The sequence below is a fragment of the Devosia sp. Leaf64 genome, assembly GCF_001421945.1.
GTDB lineage: Bacteria > Pseudomonadota > Alphaproteobacteria > Rhizobiales > Devosiaceae > Devosia.
On sequence record NZ_LMLO01000012.1, the window covers coordinates 237,530 to 254,827 of the forward strand.

16 protein-coding genes are annotated in these 17,298 nt (G+C 59.7%); 4 read left to right on the top strand and 12 right to left on the bottom strand.

Annotation, left to right across the window (positions count from 1 at the left end):
- Positions 1-42: 42 nt before the first annotated feature.
- On the bottom strand, positions 43-1,647 hold the full coding sequence (locus ASE94_RS06625; protein WP_061911827.1) for a peptide ABC transporter substrate-binding protein: 1,605 nt from the start codon (positions 1,645-1,647) through the stop codon (positions 43-45).
- Between the two features lie 306 nt (positions 1,648-1,953).
- On the opposite strand from ASE94_RS06625, the gene ASE94_RS06630 reads away from it, so the two are divergent.
- The 3 genes from ASE94_RS06630 to ASE94_RS06640 all read left to right on the top strand — a co-directional run bounded on the left by ASE94_RS06630 (position 1,954) and on the right by ASE94_RS06640 (position 5,297).
- Complete coding sequence (locus ASE94_RS06630) at positions 1,954-3,273, top strand: ATP-binding protein (protein WP_162236056.1); 1,320 nt, start codon at positions 1,954-1,956, stop codon at positions 3,271-3,273.
- Positions 3,273-3,881: a response regulator gene (locus ASE94_RS06635; protein WP_200913620.1), complete on the top strand. Its 609-nt coding sequence runs from the start codon at positions 3,273-3,275 to the stop codon at positions 3,879-3,881. The genes ASE94_RS06630 and ASE94_RS06635 overlap by 1 nt, the downstream gene beginning before the upstream one ends.
- Positions 3,882-3,971: 90 nt before the next feature.
- Positions 3,972-5,297, top strand: a complete 1,326-nt coding sequence (locus ASE94_RS06640; RefSeq protein ID WP_061911824.1) for a ferric reductase-like transmembrane domain-containing protein — start codon at positions 3,972-3,974, stop codon at positions 5,295-5,297.
- A 15-nt stretch (positions 5,298-5,312) separates the two neighbouring features.
- On the opposite strand, the gene ASE94_RS06645 is transcribed toward ASE94_RS06640, so the two are convergent.
- Complete coding sequence (locus ASE94_RS06645; RefSeq protein WP_061911823.1) at positions 5,313-6,488, bottom strand: MFS transporter; 1,176 nt, start codon at positions 6,486-6,488, stop codon at positions 5,313-5,315.
- 29 nt (positions 6,489-6,517) lie between these two features.
- Complete coding sequence (locus ASE94_RS06650; RefSeq protein WP_062629704.1) at positions 6,518-7,666, bottom strand: MFS transporter; 1,149 nt, start codon at positions 7,664-7,666, stop codon at positions 6,518-6,520.
- A gap of 77 nt (positions 7,667-7,743) precedes the next feature.
- On the opposite strand from ASE94_RS06650, the gene ASE94_RS06655 reads away from it, so the two are divergent.
- Positions 7,744-8,511 carry a DeoR/GlpR family DNA-binding transcription regulator gene (locus ASE94_RS06655; RefSeq protein WP_061911821.1) on the top strand — a complete coding sequence of 256 codons (768 nt, stop codon included), beginning with the start codon at positions 7,744-7,746 and terminating at the stop codon, positions 8,509-8,511.
- Between the two features lie 215 nt (positions 8,512-8,726).
- On the opposite strand, the gene ASE94_RS06660 is transcribed toward ASE94_RS06655, so the two are convergent.
- The 9 genes from ASE94_RS06660 to ASE94_RS06700 all read right to left on the bottom strand — a co-directional run bounded on the left by ASE94_RS06660 (position 8,727) and on the right by ASE94_RS06700 (position 17,284).
- Positions 8,727-9,842, bottom strand: coding sequence for a Gfo/Idh/MocA family oxidoreductase (locus ASE94_RS06660; RefSeq protein WP_061911820.1), 1,116 nt, complete (start codon positions 9,840-9,842; stop codon positions 8,727-8,729).
- 54 nt (positions 9,843-9,896) lie between these two features.
- Positions 9,897-10,679, bottom strand: a complete 783-nt coding sequence (locus tag ASE94_RS06665; RefSeq protein WP_062629705.1) for an ATP-binding cassette domain-containing protein — start codon at positions 10,677-10,679, stop codon at positions 9,897-9,899.
- A gap of 3 nt (positions 10,680-10,682) precedes the next feature.
- Positions 10,683-11,807 (bottom strand): ABC transporter permease, encoded by a 1,125-nt coding sequence (locus ASE94_RS06670; RefSeq protein ID WP_062629706.1) that lies wholly within the window; start codon positions 11,805-11,807, stop codon positions 10,683-10,685.
- A 60-nt stretch (positions 11,808-11,867) separates the two neighbouring features.
- Complete coding sequence (locus ASE94_RS06675) at positions 11,868-12,818, bottom strand: sugar ABC transporter substrate-binding protein (RefSeq protein ID WP_061911817.1); 951 nt, start codon at positions 12,816-12,818, stop codon at positions 11,868-11,870.
- Between the two features lie 223 nt (positions 12,819-13,041).
- Positions 13,042-14,229 (bottom strand): FAD-dependent monooxygenase, encoded by a 1,188-nt coding sequence (locus ASE94_RS06680; protein WP_062629707.1) that lies wholly within the window; start codon positions 14,227-14,229, stop codon positions 13,042-13,044.
- Positions 14,230-14,257: 28 nt separating this feature from the next.
- Complete coding sequence (locus ASE94_RS06685) at positions 14,258-14,731, bottom strand: MarR family winged helix-turn-helix transcriptional regulator (protein WP_062629708.1); 474 nt, start codon at positions 14,729-14,731, stop codon at positions 14,258-14,260.
- A gap of 168 nt (positions 14,732-14,899) precedes the next feature.
- On the bottom strand, positions 14,900-15,637 hold the full coding sequence (locus ASE94_RS06690; protein ID WP_062629709.1) for an ABC transporter ATP-binding protein: 738 nt from the start codon (positions 15,635-15,637) through the stop codon (positions 14,900-14,902).
- The gene (locus ASE94_RS06695; protein WP_062629710.1) at positions 15,634-16,476 is read right to left on the bottom strand and encodes an ABC transporter ATP-binding protein; all 843 of its coding nucleotides are present in this window, start codon (positions 16,474-16,476) and stop codon (positions 15,634-15,636) included. Before ASE94_RS06695 ends, ASE94_RS06690 begins: the two co-directional genes overlap by 4 nt.
- Complete coding sequence (locus ASE94_RS06700; RefSeq protein WP_274532538.1) at positions 16,463-17,284, bottom strand: ABC transporter permease; 822 nt, start codon at positions 17,282-17,284, stop codon at positions 16,463-16,465. The genes ASE94_RS06695 and ASE94_RS06700 overlap by 14 nt, the downstream gene beginning before the upstream one ends.
- Between the last annotated feature and the right edge of the window lie 14 nt (positions 17,285-17,298).

Below are 17,298 nucleotides of genomic sequence, written 5' to 3' on the forward strand. Positions count from 1 at the left end.
GCCTCCCGATCAAAGCCGGGAAGCGCGTTGGGCGAGGAGCGACTACTGCTTCGTGATGTGCGTGAAGAAGTAGTGGCCGAGACGATCGAGCTGAGTGAAGCCCAGCGAATTTGGCTGTACGCCATCGCCAGTCAACTGATCGGACACCACCGCAATGGTCACCGGATGCACCAGTGGCACGATGAGGCCCTGGTCGATCATGAGCTGCTCGGCTTCCGCATAGAGCTTGTAGCGCGTGTCCCAATCGCTCTCGCTATCGGCCTTGGCGACGATCTCATCATATTCGGGAATGAAATAGCCGTGGCGGCCGCCATTGTAGAAGATGCCGTAGAAGTTGGACGGATCGAGATAGTCGTATTCATAAGGGGCAATGAAGATATTGTTCTTCTTGCCGCGAAGACCATCCATCCATTCGGGCCCTGGCAAAGCGCGGATGTTGAGGGTGATCCCCAGCACTTCCTTGAACTCGGCCTGCAGATACTGCGCCATGGCCGGCACGATCGCCTTGTTGTATCCGCCCTCGTCGCGGTACCAGATTTCGACATCCGGGAAGCCTTCGCCATTGGGGAAGCCCGCATCGGCGAGGAATTTCTTGGCCTTTTCCGGATCGAACACGGCTTCCGCCGCGATATCGGGATTGTAGCCAGGATAGCCGGGCGGCAGGATCGAGCCGGCCGGAATGGCGATGTCCTTGAGGACCGTCGAGGTCAGCTCGTCGCGGTTGACCGCATAGTAGAAGGCACGGCGGACATTGACGTCGTTGAACGGCGCGGCATCGAGATCGTACGAAATGTACGAGGTCGCGAAAACCGCGTTCTTGCGGATGCCGTCGGGATAACGCGACGTTGCGACGGGCACCTGTCCGGTATTGAGGAAGGAATAGTCCGCATCGCCGGCAAGGAAGGCCGGGAGGCCGACTTCAGGCGCATTGAGCGTCGGATCGAGTTCGAGCCGGTCGATCATTGGCGACCAAGGGCCCGTATAGGTATCGGACTTGGTCAGAACGACGGAATTGTTCGACTTTTCCCAGCTCTCGATTTCGAAGGGGCCCGAGGACACGATGGTCGAGACATCGAGCGACCAATCGTCACCCAGTTCATCGACCTTGTGCTTCGGCACGGGATACCAAAGGCTCGTCACCGATGGCAGATAGGGCTTTGGCGCGACCGTCGTCACTTCGATTGTGAGATCATCGACCGCCTTGAGCCCAAGGGTCGACACGTCTGCCGTGCCTTCAGTGACTTCCTTCCAACCCTTGATGCCGCCGGCGAAGTCCCAATACCAGGCAAAATCGTAGCCGGATGTCGCGGCGTGCTGGAGCGCAAAGACAAAGTCCTCAGCGGTCAGCGGCTCGCCGTCCGACCACACAAGGCCGGAGCGCAGTTTAAACGTCCACGTTAGACCGTCTTCCGACTGGGTCCAGCTTTCCGCCGCCATCGGCGTCAGTTCGAATTCCTTGTCGAAGGTCGCGATCGGGATCTGCAGCAGTTCAGAGCCGGTGCCGCGATCGTAGACCGTTTTCATGTAGTCCATATAGGTGCCGGCGGTGCTGCCGCTTGGCGCAACAACAGTCGTTTGGGCGAATGCCGGTATTGAAAGCGCCGTGGCGGCGACCAACACGCCGGCCAGTCTCACAAGTGTATTCATAGAGCTCCCTCCTTAATCCAGAGCCAGATGGACGTTCCCTCATGCGCCGTCGGTGCAGGCATTTGGCCAGCAAGAGACGGTCGCTCTCTTGACGCCGAACCCCCCTCAGGTCCGGCGCTGCGCGCGATCTGATTTCCTTAACAATGGTCTAATGACATATGTCTGACAAATAGAACTGGACTTGGCAAGGCGTGAATCCGCGCTCTCGTCTGCATCCCGTTGGATTGCCTTTAGGTCCGGTTGATGCTCGGCTATTGAAGGCTCATGATCCGCGCTCGTCTCCTCACCGTCATCTCCGGAATTTTGGTGGTTCTCGCCGCGGGGGCCAGCGTCCTCATCTGGAACCTGGCGAATGCCTATGAGAGTTTTGACGCGACTGCGCTGTCTCTTCAGGGTCGGGCATCCGCTCTCGTTGAGCAGCACATCGCCCTCTCGACGGCCTTGGCCGCTATCCTGCAATCCGGCGACGGACAAATGTTTCAGGATGCCGCGGAGGCAATCGAGGCCGCTTACCCACGTGTGATTTCAATCGAGGCCACGTCATCCGAGACGAGTGGGCTCAAAGCCGGGCGGGGAGAGCAGTATAGTTTCATCACTGTGAGCGAGGGACGTGGTGTCGACCTGACGATCGACGCAGGCGATCTGCTCCCGCAAGACCTCGGCGATATCGTCGCGAACCTTGCTTTGCCCGGTGGCACGCTGCTGGTGGGACCGCCAATTGCAGACCCCGAATTTGTGGGGACCTTGGAAAGCGCGAGCCAACCGCTGGTCCTGTCCGCAACGGTTGTTCCGGAACTAACATCGCTCCTGCCAATCTGGCCCACGCTGGCGGTGAGCGGATTGACGCTTGTTATTTACTGCCTCGCTCTCATTGCCTGGCAGCAGTGGCATACGGCCCGTCGCGCTGAGCGCCGCGCGCTTCGTGGCGAAAATCTTGCGCGTCTTGAACATGCTTCGCGCGTCAATGGACTGGGTGAGATGGCGAGCGGGATTGCGCATGAATTGACCCAGCCCCTGACCGCAATCCTAAGTCAGGCGCAGGCGGGGCGCCGCCTGCTGGCGCGCGGCGACGTGGCGGTGCTGGAACCAATCTTGGACGAGACTATCCTTCAAACCAAGCGCGCCTCGGCAATCCTTGCCAAGCTGCGTCAATGGGTGCGGCTTGAAAATCATGAGTCCGCGGTGGTCTCCTTGGCTGACGCGATAAGCAGTGTCGAAAGTCTGGTGCGGGGCGATCTCGCGGCGCGGCACATCAACCTGGTGCAGGTTCACGCCGATCCGCTGCTGACGGTTCGGGCCGACGCGGTTCAACTGGAACAGGTCATCTTCAACTTGGTGCGCAACGCCATGGACGCCATCGCGGACGCTAGGGGAACAATCACCGTGTCAACGCGGCGCGATGGCGAGACGGCGGTAGTCGATATCGTGGATACCGGACGGGGCGTGGACGACAGTGTAAAGGCGCATCTGTTCGAGCCATTCATAACCAGCAAACCTGCCGGCATGGGGCTCGGGCTGGCTTTGTGTCAGCGGCTCGTCGAGCGTATGGGCGGCAGTCTGAGTTATGTCGAGAGCGAAAACACTACCTTCCGGATTGTCCTGCCGGTTTCAGGGAGAGCAGAGTGATGGACATCGTTCACCTCATCGATGACGACCCTGCCGTGCGCAAAGCTCTGGCACTGCTGCTTGAAACCGTTGGATTGAAGGTTTTCAGCTTTGAAGGCCCAATGAGCTTTCTGGCGCAATTGCCTCATCTCGGTGCCGGCGTCGTCGTTCTTGATATGCGCATGCCGGTAATGTCCGGGCTGAAACTGCAAGAGGAATTGCGCAGTCGGAACATTGCCTGGCCGACGGTGCTCATAACCGGCCATGGCGATATCGATGCGTGCCGTCGTGCCTTTCGAAACGGCGCGGTGGATTTTTTGACCAAGCCTGTCGACGAGCAAGACCTGATCGAGGCGATCCAGCGCGGCCAGGAGGTGCTCTCTGAAATCTCGCAGCGGAACGCCGAACATTCCGAATTTCGCCTATTGCTGGACCGGCTGACGCCGCGTGAGCGCGACGTCCTTGCTTTGATCTCCAAAGGTCTCGCGACCAAGGACATCGCGTTGGCGCTTGAGCTATCCCCAAGAACCGTCGAAAGCCATCGATCCTCCATTTGCGCCAAGATCGAAACGACCTCGGTGGTCGAATTGACCCGCGTCTGGAACGCGGCCGGCGCCGCCACTCCGTAGAACTACGGAAGTCCTCGGCAGGCCTCGCCATGGTGCTCAGAGCGCCCTGCCCTCAAATGCCTCGCAACAGCGCCGGAGGCAATTTTGGGGATGAATTTCTACGCACCGATCAACTGGTTGTCGCATCGGCTACCAGGCAATCTCAAGGGACAGAACGTCGTCGGCATCGCCATCGGTGCCGTGGCGCTTTACGCATTGGCCCTGTCGGCATTCGAACTGATCGGCGCGACGGATCTGCGGCTTGCGACCGGCGATTTCCTCCAAAATGGCAGCAAGGACGATCCGCTCTACGAAGCGGGTAGTTCCCTTGGCTTTTATGCCGCTTTGCTTTTTGCGCTGAATTTCATTCTCGCGACGCGCTGGCATTGGATGGAGAGGCTTTTTGGTGGCGCCAGCCGGGTCTATGCGCTTCATACTTTTGCCGGCAAGACAGCGCTTACCTTCGTCGTGCTCCATACTGGCGCGCTGGTGGTGCAGGCCCTTCCGAACTGGAGCCTCGTCGCGACCTACATGCTGCCGGGGCGTGACTGGGCCTATACGCTGGGCATGGTTGGCACCTTTGGCCTTCTGATCCTCGTAGCCATGACCATCTGGATGAAGATGCCCTATCGGCGTTGGCTCAAAACCCACAAGCTGATGATCATCCCGTTTCTTGGGGGCACCGTGCATGCGATCATGCTGCAGGGGGATTGGTATATGATCCTGACCGTCGCCGTGGGCACCTATGCGTGGTTCGACAGCGTCTTCCTGCAGCCCCGCCGCGGCGTCCGAGTGAGTGTGCAATCGGCAGAGACTTTTGGCGATGTACGTGAGCTGGTCTTTGCAGGCACCACGTCATTCGTCCCCGCGCCCGGTAAGTTTGTGCTGCTCCGACTGGGTCAAGACCGTCACCCGTTCTCGATCTCCGGCATCGACGATCAGGGCAGTGTCCGCCTGTCGATCAAAATGGCGGGGCCATTTACAAAGGGCTTGGCTGAGCTCGATGCCGGAAAAGAGGCTATTCTCCATGGTCCCTATGGGCATTTTGGCGAAGATATTCTCTCGAGCTCCGCGCCCCAGTTATGGATCGCCGGCGGGATAGGCATCACCCCGTTTTTATCCGCCCTGCAGGCCCTATCCAAAACGCGTCCGGAGCAGGTTATCCATCTCATCTGGTCGGTTCGCGGCGAGGAACAGGCGATATACAAAGCTGAAATCGAAGCACTGATGGCAGCGCTGCCCAATGGCCGTTTCACCATCCACGACAGCACCATCAAAGGTAGGCTTGCCGCAGTCGATGCTCTCGAAGGCGCGCCGCGGACACAGCGCGTCTTCCTTTGTGGGCCGAGCGCGATGACAGATGACCTCAAAACCCAGCTTGAATCAGCGGGGCTGCGGAGCGAGGAAATCATCACCGAGCGTTTCGAATTTCGTTAGGTTTGGGCGGCACCGTCAGCGACGGCGCGTGGTCAGAGGCCAGCTTACTGCAACAAAGACCAGCCCCACTGCGACAAGGATAAAGGCTGTACTGAGGGTCCAGTGTTGGGCAATGAAGCCGATCGCCGCGGGGCCAGCCAAGATACCGGCATAGCCGAGCGTCGTGATAGCCGCGATGGCAAGGCTCGCCGGCATGCGGGTCTGATTGCCCGCAGCGGTAAAGAGAACCGGCACGATATTGGACGCACCCAGGCCAACGAGCAGGAAGCCGGCAAAGGCCAGAGGCTGGGCCGGCGCAAACACCGCAAGAAGAAACCCGGCAGCGGCGAGGAGCCCGCCGATAACGACGACTTTGGTGCCGCCAAGGGCCTTGACGATCTTGTCGCCTGTTAACCGTCCAAGGGTCATGGCAATGGCAAACATGGTGTAGCCAAAGCCGGCCTGAACAGGATCGACCTGATGGGTGCCGATGAGAAAGAGAGCACTCCAATCGAGGATCGCGCCTTCGCCAAGGAAAACCAGGAAGCACAGCAGGCCAATGAAGATGACGATGCCCTTGGGAACGACAAAGAGCGGCGTATCGCCGGCTTCACGGTTGCCATAGGGCAACAGGCCGGAAAAGGAATAGACCAGCAAAACTGCAAGCATGGCGCTGATCGCGAGAGTGGCAGCCAGCGGGCTGACGCCAAAGCCGAGCAGCAGGCTTACTCCACCAGCGCCGACAATGCCGCCAAGGCTGAAGAGGCCATGGAAGCCGGACATCATATTGCGTCCGCTGTCCTTTTCGACCATGACCGCTTGGATATTCATGGCGACGTCCACTGTTCCGACGCTTGCCCCGAACAGGGCAAGCGCTATGGCAAGGCCCGGAACGGTATCAACCACGGCGAGGAACGGCACGACGATCGCGACGGCTATCGTGCTCGCGACGATGATGGCGCGGCAGCCGAAGCGGCTGGCCAGCACGCCGGTGATCGGCATGGCGACGATCGACCCCAATCCCAGACACAGGAGCAACAGGCCAAGCGCGCCGTCTTCCACCCCGACCCGCGCCTTGGCGAAGGGGACGAGCGGCGCCCAGGCCGCCATGGCGAGCCCGGCAACGAGAAAGACTGCTCGGGTCGCCCATTGTTCCCTTGTTCCCGAAAGGACGTGATGCGTTTCGCTTGGCGCGGCAGGTGTTGCAGACATGGCTTTTAACTCGTGACGGTTGGCGTCGTTTAGACGCGATTGAAGACGGGGCGGGCAGAGACAGCGATGATCAGCATCGCCGCGCAAAGCAGGAAAAATGCCGTTTGCAGGCTCGTGGCGTGGGCAATCAGCCCGATCGCGGCAGGCCCGGCGATGATGCCCACATAACCAACGGTCAGGACCGAAGCGACCGCGAGGTTTGCCGGCATATGACGGGTTTGGCCGGTCAGGGTAAAAAGGATCGGCGCGATGTTGGATATGCCGGCGCCCACCAGCAGAAAGCCGACAAGGGCTGCGCCTGCCGTGGGCAGGAACAGACTGGCGAGAAACCCAGCCATAGCCAACATGGCGCTGGCGACCAGCAGGGCGAGATCGCCGAATGCCATGCGCAGCCTATCGCCAAACAGTCGGCCGATAGTCATCGTTATCGCAAAGGCAGTGTAGGCAAAACCAGCCAAGCTTATATCGGCGCCGTGGGCTTCGACGATAAAAAGGGCGCCCCAATCCAGCACGCCGCCTTCTGCAAGCATGGCAAGTAGACTGAGCGCACCGATCGCCAAAACGATGCCTTTGGGGATGACAAACGCCGGGGGCTTGGCCCCGCGCTCTTCACGATAGGGCAGAAGGCCCGGTCGGGCGACAACAAGGAGGCCCAGCATAAAAATGGAAATAATGAGCGCCGCTGCATAGGCAGGCACGCCCACGCTCAGCAACACCGCCATGCCACCAGACCCCAGAATACCGCCGAGGCTAAACATGGCGTGAAAGCCGGACATCAGCGATAGTCCCGCATCGCGTTCGACAAGAACCGCCTGGAGGTTCATCGACACGGACGTGCAGCCCATGACCACGCCAAAGCCGACCAGGGTTGCTGCCATAAGCAAGACCGTGTCCACAGTGGCCAAAAGCGGCAGGAGAATGCAGAGGCCCGAGGCGGAGATGGTGATGACTTGCCGGCACCCGAACCGCGACGTGAGAAAGGCTGTCATCGGCATGGCTAAAATGGACCCGACGCCCATGCACAAAAGGAGGAGGCCCAACGCACCCTCGTCGACGCCGAGCCGAGCCTTGGCCAGCGGCACCAGTGGCGCCCATGCGCCGAGCACGATGCCGCCCAAGGCGAAGATGAGCCTTGTCGCTATCCGATCGTTGCCCCGTATCAGTCCCGTGCCATGCATGCTTGTTCTCCACTCGCGAATTACGCTATGACAAAAGATGCATAAACATGCAAGAACATGAATGAACGAGAAGATCCATGCTAACTGATGAACGGCTCGACGCTATTCGCCAATTGCTGAGCGAAAACGGTAAGGTGCTGGCCAACGATCTGGCGGCGAAGTTTGGGGTGTCGGATGACACGGTCCGCCGGGATTTGCGCGAACTTGCACGTTTGGGCCATTGCCGCAGGGTTTATGGCGGTGCTCTGCTCCCCGCCCCCGATACCGGATCTTTGTCAGTCCGGACGACGGACCGGGCCGATCAGAAAGCCCGGCTCGCCACGGCGACGGCAGCTCTGGTCAGAAATGGACAGACGATCTTCATCGATGCCAGCTCAACCAATCTCGCCATTGCGCAGGCCCTGCCGAAAGATCTGACGCTGATGATCGTTACCAACGCGCCGGCGATCGCTACGGCACTGTCGAAAAATCCCAAACACACGATCATGGTCCTTGGTGGTCTCTACGATCAGTCCAAAGGCGCCTGCCTCGGCCTTCAAACCATTCGCGAGGCAGAGCAAATCTTTGCGGACATGTTTATCCTCGGCGCCTGCGGCATAGACACAGCGCTCGGTGTAACGGCCCTCGACGCCAGCGAAGCCGAAATCAAGCGCGCCATGATAGCCCGCAGCAGCCTCCTTACCATCGCCGCCACCACCGACAAACTCAGCACCATCGCGCCCTTCAAACTGGCCGACGCGGCGCGCATCGATCACCTCGTGCTAGAAGCTGGAGCGGCCGACCCAGAGCCGTACCGACGCCTCGATGTCGAGGTGCATCTTGTGACGACGGATGGTGTGCCTTGACACTGCTTTCATGCGCAATGGCGTCGTGGTCAGGCTGCCTATCTTTCGCCGAAACTCGATCGGGACGATAACGCTTGGAGCCTTGTCGGCCTCGGTCACCGCTCCCGCAACTAGCGCGGCAGACTAACCGCAAGCGGCCTACCATGCGAAAGCGACGGATGCAGAACGCTGGTCAACAGGAGCATGGGGATGGGGGCGATGGCCCGCGTCCGATATCACCTGATCGTCACCCACCCAGCCTCTTCGTGGCTTTGGGCCATGGCGTGGACTGTTCGTTCGATTTCCAGTCCGTTCGCGAAGTCGATCACCCTACCCTTTTGGCCCCCTATGGTTTGGAGAAGCTCGTGGCATTCGATGACCTTGAGGTCATTGAAGCCGAGGCCGTGGCCGGGGGCTGGGATGAAGCGGTCATAAGGTTTGTGGGCGGGGGCCGAGAGGATGGTTTGATAGCCTTGGGCGGTGGAGGGGCCGGTGGCGCGGTAGAGCTGCAATTCGTTCATCCGCTCCTGATCGTAAACGAGGCTGCCGGCGGAGCCGAAGATCTGGAGCGCTATGCGGCCTTTGCGGCCCCAGGCCGAGCGGTTGACCGACAGGACGCCGCTGATCTCGTCGATCTCGAAGAGGACGCTGGCAATATCGAAGGTTTCGACCGGGCGGCGGCTGCCGTCTCTCAGAGGGCGATCGGCATAGGGCTTGGACTGGTGCGCAAAAACGCGCGTCGGATTGCCGAACAGGACCTGGAGCAGGCTCAGAGTGTGCACAGCAAAATCGTCGAGTGCGCCGTAGCCGGAACTCGCTTCGCTCTTCCAGTAGAACAAGGCCTCTGGATCGGCCATGAAGTCCTCGTCCATTTCGACGCGGACATGGTTGACCGTGCCGATCGCGCCGGAGGTGATCAGCTCTTCCATCTGCCGGATGAGCGGGTTCTGGATGTAATTATAGCCAAGGATGGCAACCTTGCCGCTGGCGCGCGCAGCGGCTTCCATGCGCTGCGCTTCGGCAAAGCCCACCGCCATGGGCTTTTCGCACCAGACATGCTTGCCGGCCTCAAGCCCGGCAATGGCCATCTCGGCATGGAAGGCATTCGGGGTGGTGATAGAGACGACGTCCACATCCGGATTGTTGATGAGTTCGCGCCAATCCGCCGTCGCCCGCTCGAAGCCGAACTCGTTGGCGCGTTGACGGGCAAGATCGATATTGGCCTCGGCAAGATGAATGAGGCGCGGCCGTGGGCCGGAACCGAATACCGATTTCACAGAACTCCAGGCCAAGGCGTGGCATTTGCCCATATAGCCGGTGCCAATGAGGCCGACGCCGATCGTGTCTGTCATGATTCCCTCGAGATACACGAGATGGCGGGGCGCTTTTGGCGCCCCGACTATTCTTCAGATTGTGCCGCCGAGCGAACTGCTCAATTCGGCGAGTTCGGCGCCGCCTGCCATCATATCCTGCAACTGTTCGGGCTGAAGTTCGCCCTTGCGGGCAGTGCCGAGTGTCTTGCCGCGATTGAGCACGGTGAAGCGGTCGCCCACAGCCATGGCATGGCGAACATTGTGGGTGATGAAGATGATGCCGACACCGGTCTTCCGCACTCGATCAATCGTGGCGAGGACATTGGCGGTTTGCCGCACGCCAAGGGCCGAGGTCGGCTCATCGAGGATCAGCACCTTGGCGCCGAAATAGACGGCGCGCGCGATGGCGACAGTCTGTCGTTCGCCGCCTGACAGCGTGCCGACGGCCTGGTCGGGTTCCCGCAAACTGATGCCCATGCGGCGCATTTCTTCGAGCGTGACCCGATTGGCCTTGTCCATATCAAGGAACTGAAACGGTCCCCAACCTTTGCGCGGCTCGCGCCCCATCCAGAAGTTTCGCGTGACGGACATGAGCGGGATCATCGCCAGGTCTTGATAGACTGTGGCGACGCCTGCGGTCATGGCATCGCGCGGATTGGCGAAATCGACCTTGTGGCCATTCATGCGGATTTCGCCCGAGGTCGGCTTGTGGACGCCGGCCATGGTCTTGATGAAGGTCGATTTACCGGCACCGTTGTCGCCGAGGAGGCAATGGCATTCACCGGGCATGACAGAAACCGAAACGCCGTTGAGCGCGATGACGGGGCCGAACTGCTTCTTGATATCGATAAGTTCGATGAGGGGTGTATCGGCCATGATCTAGCGCTCCCCCGTGATGAGGCGACGGATATAGGTGTTAAGGATCACCGCGAGGAGCAGGATGACGCCGAGGAACACGCGGAACAGCGAGCTTTCGACGCCGGCAAAGAACAGCCCCTGCTGAACCACGCCGAAGATCAGTGCGCCCAAAGCCGCGCCGATGACAGAGCCATAGCCCCCGGTAAGCAATGCGCCCCCAATAACCACGGCGATGATCGCTTCGAATTCCTTGAGAAGGCCGCGATCCGCGGCCGCCGAGCCAAACTCCATGACCTGGCAGGTGGCGAAGACCGTGGCGCAAAAGGCCGAGAAGACGAACATGGCGATCTTTACCCGATCGACGGGGACACCGACATAACGGGCGGCCTTGGCGTCGCCGCCCGCGGCATAGATCCAATTGCCGAAGCGAGTGCGGGTGAGAAGGATGTGGGCAAAGACGATGAGGATCAGCGCCCAGACCATCAGCATGGGAATGCCATCGACGACGGGCTGGCCGGCTTTATTGCCGGCCTGGAAGGTCGCGATCAGGCCCATATCGGCGAGCCAGGTGAAAAAGAAGCCGAGGACTTTTCCGCCGAAGACCGGCGCAAGCCAATCGCCTTCCGCCGCTTCGCGAACGCCGCTGATGATGGTCTGGCGCGTGGTGGCGATCGAGAAATAGATCGTCAAGCCGCGCAGGATATAGAGCGAAGCCAGCGTGACGATGAAGGATGGCAAGCCGGTCTTGATAACGAGATAGCCGTTTATCATGCCGATCAGCATGGCAACGATGAAGGCCGCGATGATCGAGGCCCACATGGGCCAGCCGAGATGCACGCTTAAAAGCGCGATGACGATACCGGCAAAGCCGATCATGGACCCGACCGACAGATCGAATTCGCCTGCGATCATCAGGAGGCAGGCGCCGACCGCAATGATGACGAACTGCGCGGACACGACGCCCCAGTTCATGATGCCATCGGCGGCGAACATGCCGGTCCCGCCGGCGACGACGGCGAAGTAGATGAAGACGACGACTGTTCCGGCCATGGCGCCCAGTTCGGGACGCACGAAGGCCTTGCGCAGGGCCGACTGGCGCTGAACGCGCTCGTCTGCGGCCGCTACGCCCGAAGGCTGCTCAACCATTTTTGAAACCTTTGCCGAAGGAGGTAACGGGGCCATCGAAACGGCCCCGTCGCACAGAAATCAGCGGTACTGACCGGCATATTGCTCGACGAGGGCAATATTGTCCTTGGTGATGAAGCCCGGGCCGGAATTGATCGAATTGCCCGGGACGACGCCATAACGCGCAAGATTGGTCAGGATGACGACGGGCAAATAACCTTGAAGGAATGGCTGCTGATCGATGGCGAAATTGATCGTGCCATCCTTGATACCGGCGGCAATCTCGCTCGACAGGTCGAACGTGCCGAAGAAGATCGTGCCGGCTTTGCCATTGTCATTGAGGGCAGCGATGGTTGGGTGCGCAGAGGTTGGCCCGAGGGTTAGAATGCCATTGGTATCGGGATTGGTCTGGAGATAAGCGGCAACCTTGGACTGGATTTCTGCGGGGTCCTGGCCCGCATCGATCATCTGATTGCCCAGTTCTACGCCGAGAGCGTCGGCAAAGCCCTGGCAGCGTTCGACCGAAGCTGGATTGGTGATGTAGTGATTGACGCAAACAAAGCTCGTCACGCCGGCCGCCTTGGCCTTTTCACCGGCGCCGAAACCGGCGTCATATTCCGGCTGGCCGACATGAAGAAGCGCGCCGATTTCCTTGGACTGTTCTTCGGTGCCCGAATTGATGGTGATGACGGGGATACCACGCGCCACAGCATCGGAGAGCGGGCCAGACAAAACGTCGAAATCGGCAATAGTGGAAATGATACCGTCAGGGTTCGACGCAGCGGCCTGCTCGATAATGCGCGCCATATCGGCGAGATCGCCGGTCGGCGGATTGCGGTATTCAACAGTTACGCCCATCTGCTCGCCCGCGAGCGCAATGGCGTTCTTGATGGTGTTCCACCAGCTATCAGAATCCGGTGCGTGAGACACCAGAACGAACCGCTCGCCTTCGGCATAAGCGGGGATGGCAACTGCCGGCAATACAATGGCAGCCAGCGCGAGGGCGGCAAGGCCCTTCGTCAAAACGTTCATCGATTTCCTCCCATGTGAGCGGAACCAAATGACATTTTTGTTCTATATGGTTCAGCTGCGAAACAAACATTCCATTTTCCTGGACTTTAGTCAACGACAGTTTTCTTGAATGCGGTACTGATGATTATCAAGAAACGACAGACGTTTAGTACTGCATTTGTGCGATACTACCAATGAATGTCGGATGTTTAGCCGATGGTCGCCAATATTGCTGCTCCTCCGGTTACGTCGCGTAAACGTCCAGATCCGGCGTTTTTAGCTTTCGTGAGAAGGCGGTCCCCATCACCTTTCTGAGTGGCGGCGTGCTGGCGAGATGAAGGGCGGCGTGGAGGAACTTGATACCGATCGAGGTTTGGGGGTTCATCATCTTGATGCCAAATTTCGGCACGCCTTGGCCATCCTCGACCATTGGGCGCATGGCTTGCTCATAGCGCGAAAAAGCAGTTTCGATATCGGCGTTTCGGGCGAGCTCTTGGGCCAGCACATAGGCGCCGGTGACCGCCAGCGTGGCGCCTATGCCGGCCATGGGTGTCGCACACCACGCGGCGTCGCCAAGGAGGGCTATCCGGCCCTTCGACCAATTTTCGAGGCGAACCTGACGTAACACATCGAAGTAAAAGTCGTCGGTTTGATCAAGCCCGGCGAGAACGCGGTCGGCCTGCCAGCCGGCGTCCTTGAACTGATCCCGGAGAAAAGCGCGCTGCTGCTCCTCTTTCCAGTCCTGTTCTCCCTCATGTGGCTTGCGTATTGATAGCATAGCGCGAGCAGTGCCGTGATCATCGGGCCGGAGGGAAATGCTGCGGCCATGGGTGGTATTGTACCAGCGCCACATGCGATCATCATCGGATGCGCGGGGAATGGTGAAATAGGCGATCGTGAGGTCCATCCAACGTGGTTCATTCTCGCCGGGAAACACCAGTTCACGCGAGGCGGAGCCGACGCCTTCGGCAATGATCACAGCGTCAAAGCTATCGATGCGGCCGCTCTGGAACGTCACCTCGACGCGGTCGGCATGATCGATGAACTCCGCGATACTGTCTCCAAAGCGGAAGTCGCATCGGTCCTTGGCCGCGTCATAGATCAATTCGGCCAGGTCGCCACGAAGGATCTCGAGTTCCGCGGTCGGACCATCGGCGCCAAGGTCTTCGGTGACGAATTCTGCGACAACCTCTCCGTCATGGTCGATCCATGCCGTGCCTTCTTCCTTCGTACCCCGATCAAGCGCGGCCTCATCAAGTCCCATGCGCCGCAAGACGTCTCGACCGACATCGCGGACATCGATGTTCTGCCCGCCTTTACGAAAATCCGGCCACTTTTCGACGACGGTCACGTCAAAGCCCAGCTTGCCGAGCCAGAAGGCCGCCGTATTGCCGGCAATGCTGGCGCCCGAAATCAGAATGCGTTTGCTCATGGTATCATCTCCCGATGGTCCAATAACATCACTTCTGATATTTCGTTCCTGATGACTTGGTGAGATTGTCGCTGAAGCGTTGAAGGAGCGCGACCAGTTGCGCAATCTCTTCGGTCGAAAACCCGGCAAGGCCGATCTTGTTGAGCGAGCGCAAGATATCCCCGCCCCGCAGCGCCGCCTGTTTTCCCGCCGCGGTCAGCTCGATCATTGCGGCGCGTCGGTCAGCGGCAACGGCCACTCGTTCGATCATTTGGAGGTGTTCGAGCTTGCCAAGGACGGCGACCAGGGCTGGTTGCCGCACTGCCGAATGCAGCACGATATCGCGCTGCAACATTGGCCCCTTCCAATGAAGCAGCATCAGCGGCGCTACGAGCGCCAGCGATAGACCATCGGCCCGCAGGGCCTCGTCGGCAAGACGATTGAACGTCTGTGCGGCATGGGTTGTCAGGAAGCCGGGCGCAACAGCGGCCTCAGGATGCACCTCGCTGTCATGTGCTCCCATTGCCAATTCCCAAAGCCAGTCTTGAGCGACTGGTTTTAGGAACGCTCAACACTGCTTGCAAGACCAGAGATCGCTTGGTGTGGAGCACCGACGACCTAAATCGCCGCAAATGCTCTCTTCCCCTATCCAGCCCATGATCGTTCCCGATCAGGAGTTCAAAGATGCGAGCTAGAGATAACTGGCTTCGAAAAGCTGCTTTGAGTAGGCGTGATGTGTTGCGCCAGTCTCAAGATCTTGCTTGTCGAGTTGATCAACGAAAGTGCCGTCTTTCATGACGAGGACGCGATCGCACATGTGGGCGATGACCGCCAGATCGTGGCTGACAAGGACGTAGGTCAGTTGCTTTGTTTCCTTGAGGTCACTCAAAAGGTTGAGGACTTCGGCCTGGACAGACACGTCGAGCGCCGACGTTGGTTCGTCCAATAAGAGAATATCCGGCTCGAGCATCAAGGCGCGCGCAATAGCAACGCGTTGGCGCTGGCCGCCGGAAAGCTCGTGAGGAAACCGTTCGGCAAAACTACTTGGTAGACCAACCTGCTCAAGTGCAGATCCGACCTTGTCCCACCCACCGCCGCGTTTCATGGCTTGAATTGGCTCCACAAGCACACGCTCGATGCGGTGACGCGGGTGAATGGAGCTGAACGGGTCCTGAAATACCATTTGCGCTAGGAGGAGCTGCTCGCGGCTGCGATCTTTGCTCACCGGTTTGCCGGCGAGGCTGATCGAGCCCTCCCAATGGCGGTCCAATCCGGCAAGCGAGCGCAGCACGGTGGATTTTCCGCACCCGGATTCGCCGACAATTCCGAGAGTCTCACCCTTCGCGACGGCGAAGGATACGGATTTTACCACTTGGCGACGCGCATCGCCTTGGCCAAACGCGACCGCAAGATCACTGACTTCGATCATGGCTGAACTCCCGCTGCGTCGATGGCTTTTCGATCGAGCACTTGCAGGCGCCGAACCGGTTTGCGTGGATCGGGCATGGCTGCGATCAGTCCGCGAGTGTAGGGGTGCTGCGCATCTTCGAGTTTAGTCAGGGTCTCGACGACCTCGCCCTTATACATCACCAAAATGCGTTCGCAGAAGGCTGCGACCATGCGGATGTCATGGCTGATAAGCATGAGACCCGAATTATTCTCACGCACCATTTCGTCGAGGAGCCGTAAGACATCGCCGCGCACGCTGACATCGAGAGCGGAGGTTGGCTCGTCGGCAATCACGAGCCGCGGCTCGGCCAGCAGCATCATGGCGATCATCACGCGCTGACCCATGCCACCTGAGATCTGGTGCGGATAAAGCGCCATGGTGCGTTCAACATCTGCGATGCGGACACGGCTCAGCATCTCTGCCGCGCGGGCGTAGGCGGCCTTCTTCCCGACCTTGAGATGGAGCGTTGCGGCCTCAGCGACCTGCTTGCCCACGGGCAGAACAGGGTTCAGCGAATAGCGCGGATCCTGCATGATCAGAGCCAGTTGATTTCCACGCAATCCGCGCATGACGCGCTCGCTGCGGGTCAGAAGCGGGGCACCTTCAAAGTCGAGCTGATCTGCACGGACTGTCGCGACGGGGGGCAGAAGGCGCATAAGCGCCCGGCCCACCGTGGACTTGCCGGAGCCTGACTCGCCAACCACGCCAAGACGCTCGGCGCCCAAGTCGAAGCTGACCCCGTTTACGGCGTTGACAGAGGCACGGCCGAAACGGACCGACAGATTGCGGACTTGGAGAATGGGATCAAGAGCGGGCATGGCGCGGATCCAGAATATCGCGGAGAGCATCACCCGCCAGATTGAAGGCAAGGCTGGTGACGAGGATGGCAATGCCGGGCATGACCGCGACCCACCAATTGTCGAGCATGAACTTGCGGCCGCTGGAAATCATGGCACCCCATTCCGGCGCTGGCGGCTGCGCACCAAGGCCCAGAAAGCCGAGCGCGGCTGCGGTGAGGATGATGCCAGCCATGTTCATTGTCAGGCGAACAACGACCGAGGGAATGCACATGGGCGCGATATAGCGGAACAGCAGCCGAAGCGGCGATGCGCCATAGAGACGGGCAGCAGCGACATAGTCAGTATTGCGTACGATGAGCGTTTCTGCCCGCGCAAGCCGTGCAATCGGAGGCCAACCGGTAAGGGAGATCGCAATAATCGCTGTTTCCAGGCCTGCCCCGAGCGCAGCCGCAAATGCCAGTGCCAAAATGAGCGAGGGGAAAGAAAGGACGATGTCCGTAATCCGCATCAGGATAGCATCTGTACGTCCGCCGACAAAGCCAGCGACGATACCGATCAGCATGCCCAGCGGGCCCACGATGACCGTAACCGCCAGAACGGTTTGCACGGTGATACGCGTGCCGAATATGAGGCGAGAAAGGATGTCGCGGCCAAATTCGTCGGTGCCCGCCCAGTGGGTCCAGCTGGGCGGCTTGAGAACATTGGATAAGTTCTGCGCTGTCGGGCTGTAGGGCGCAATCAAGGGCGCGAAGATGGCAATAACGACCAGCAAAAGCAGGACAATGAAGCCGAACATGCCAAGCGGTTCGCGGCTGAGCTTGGCTATGGCAGAGCCAAAGC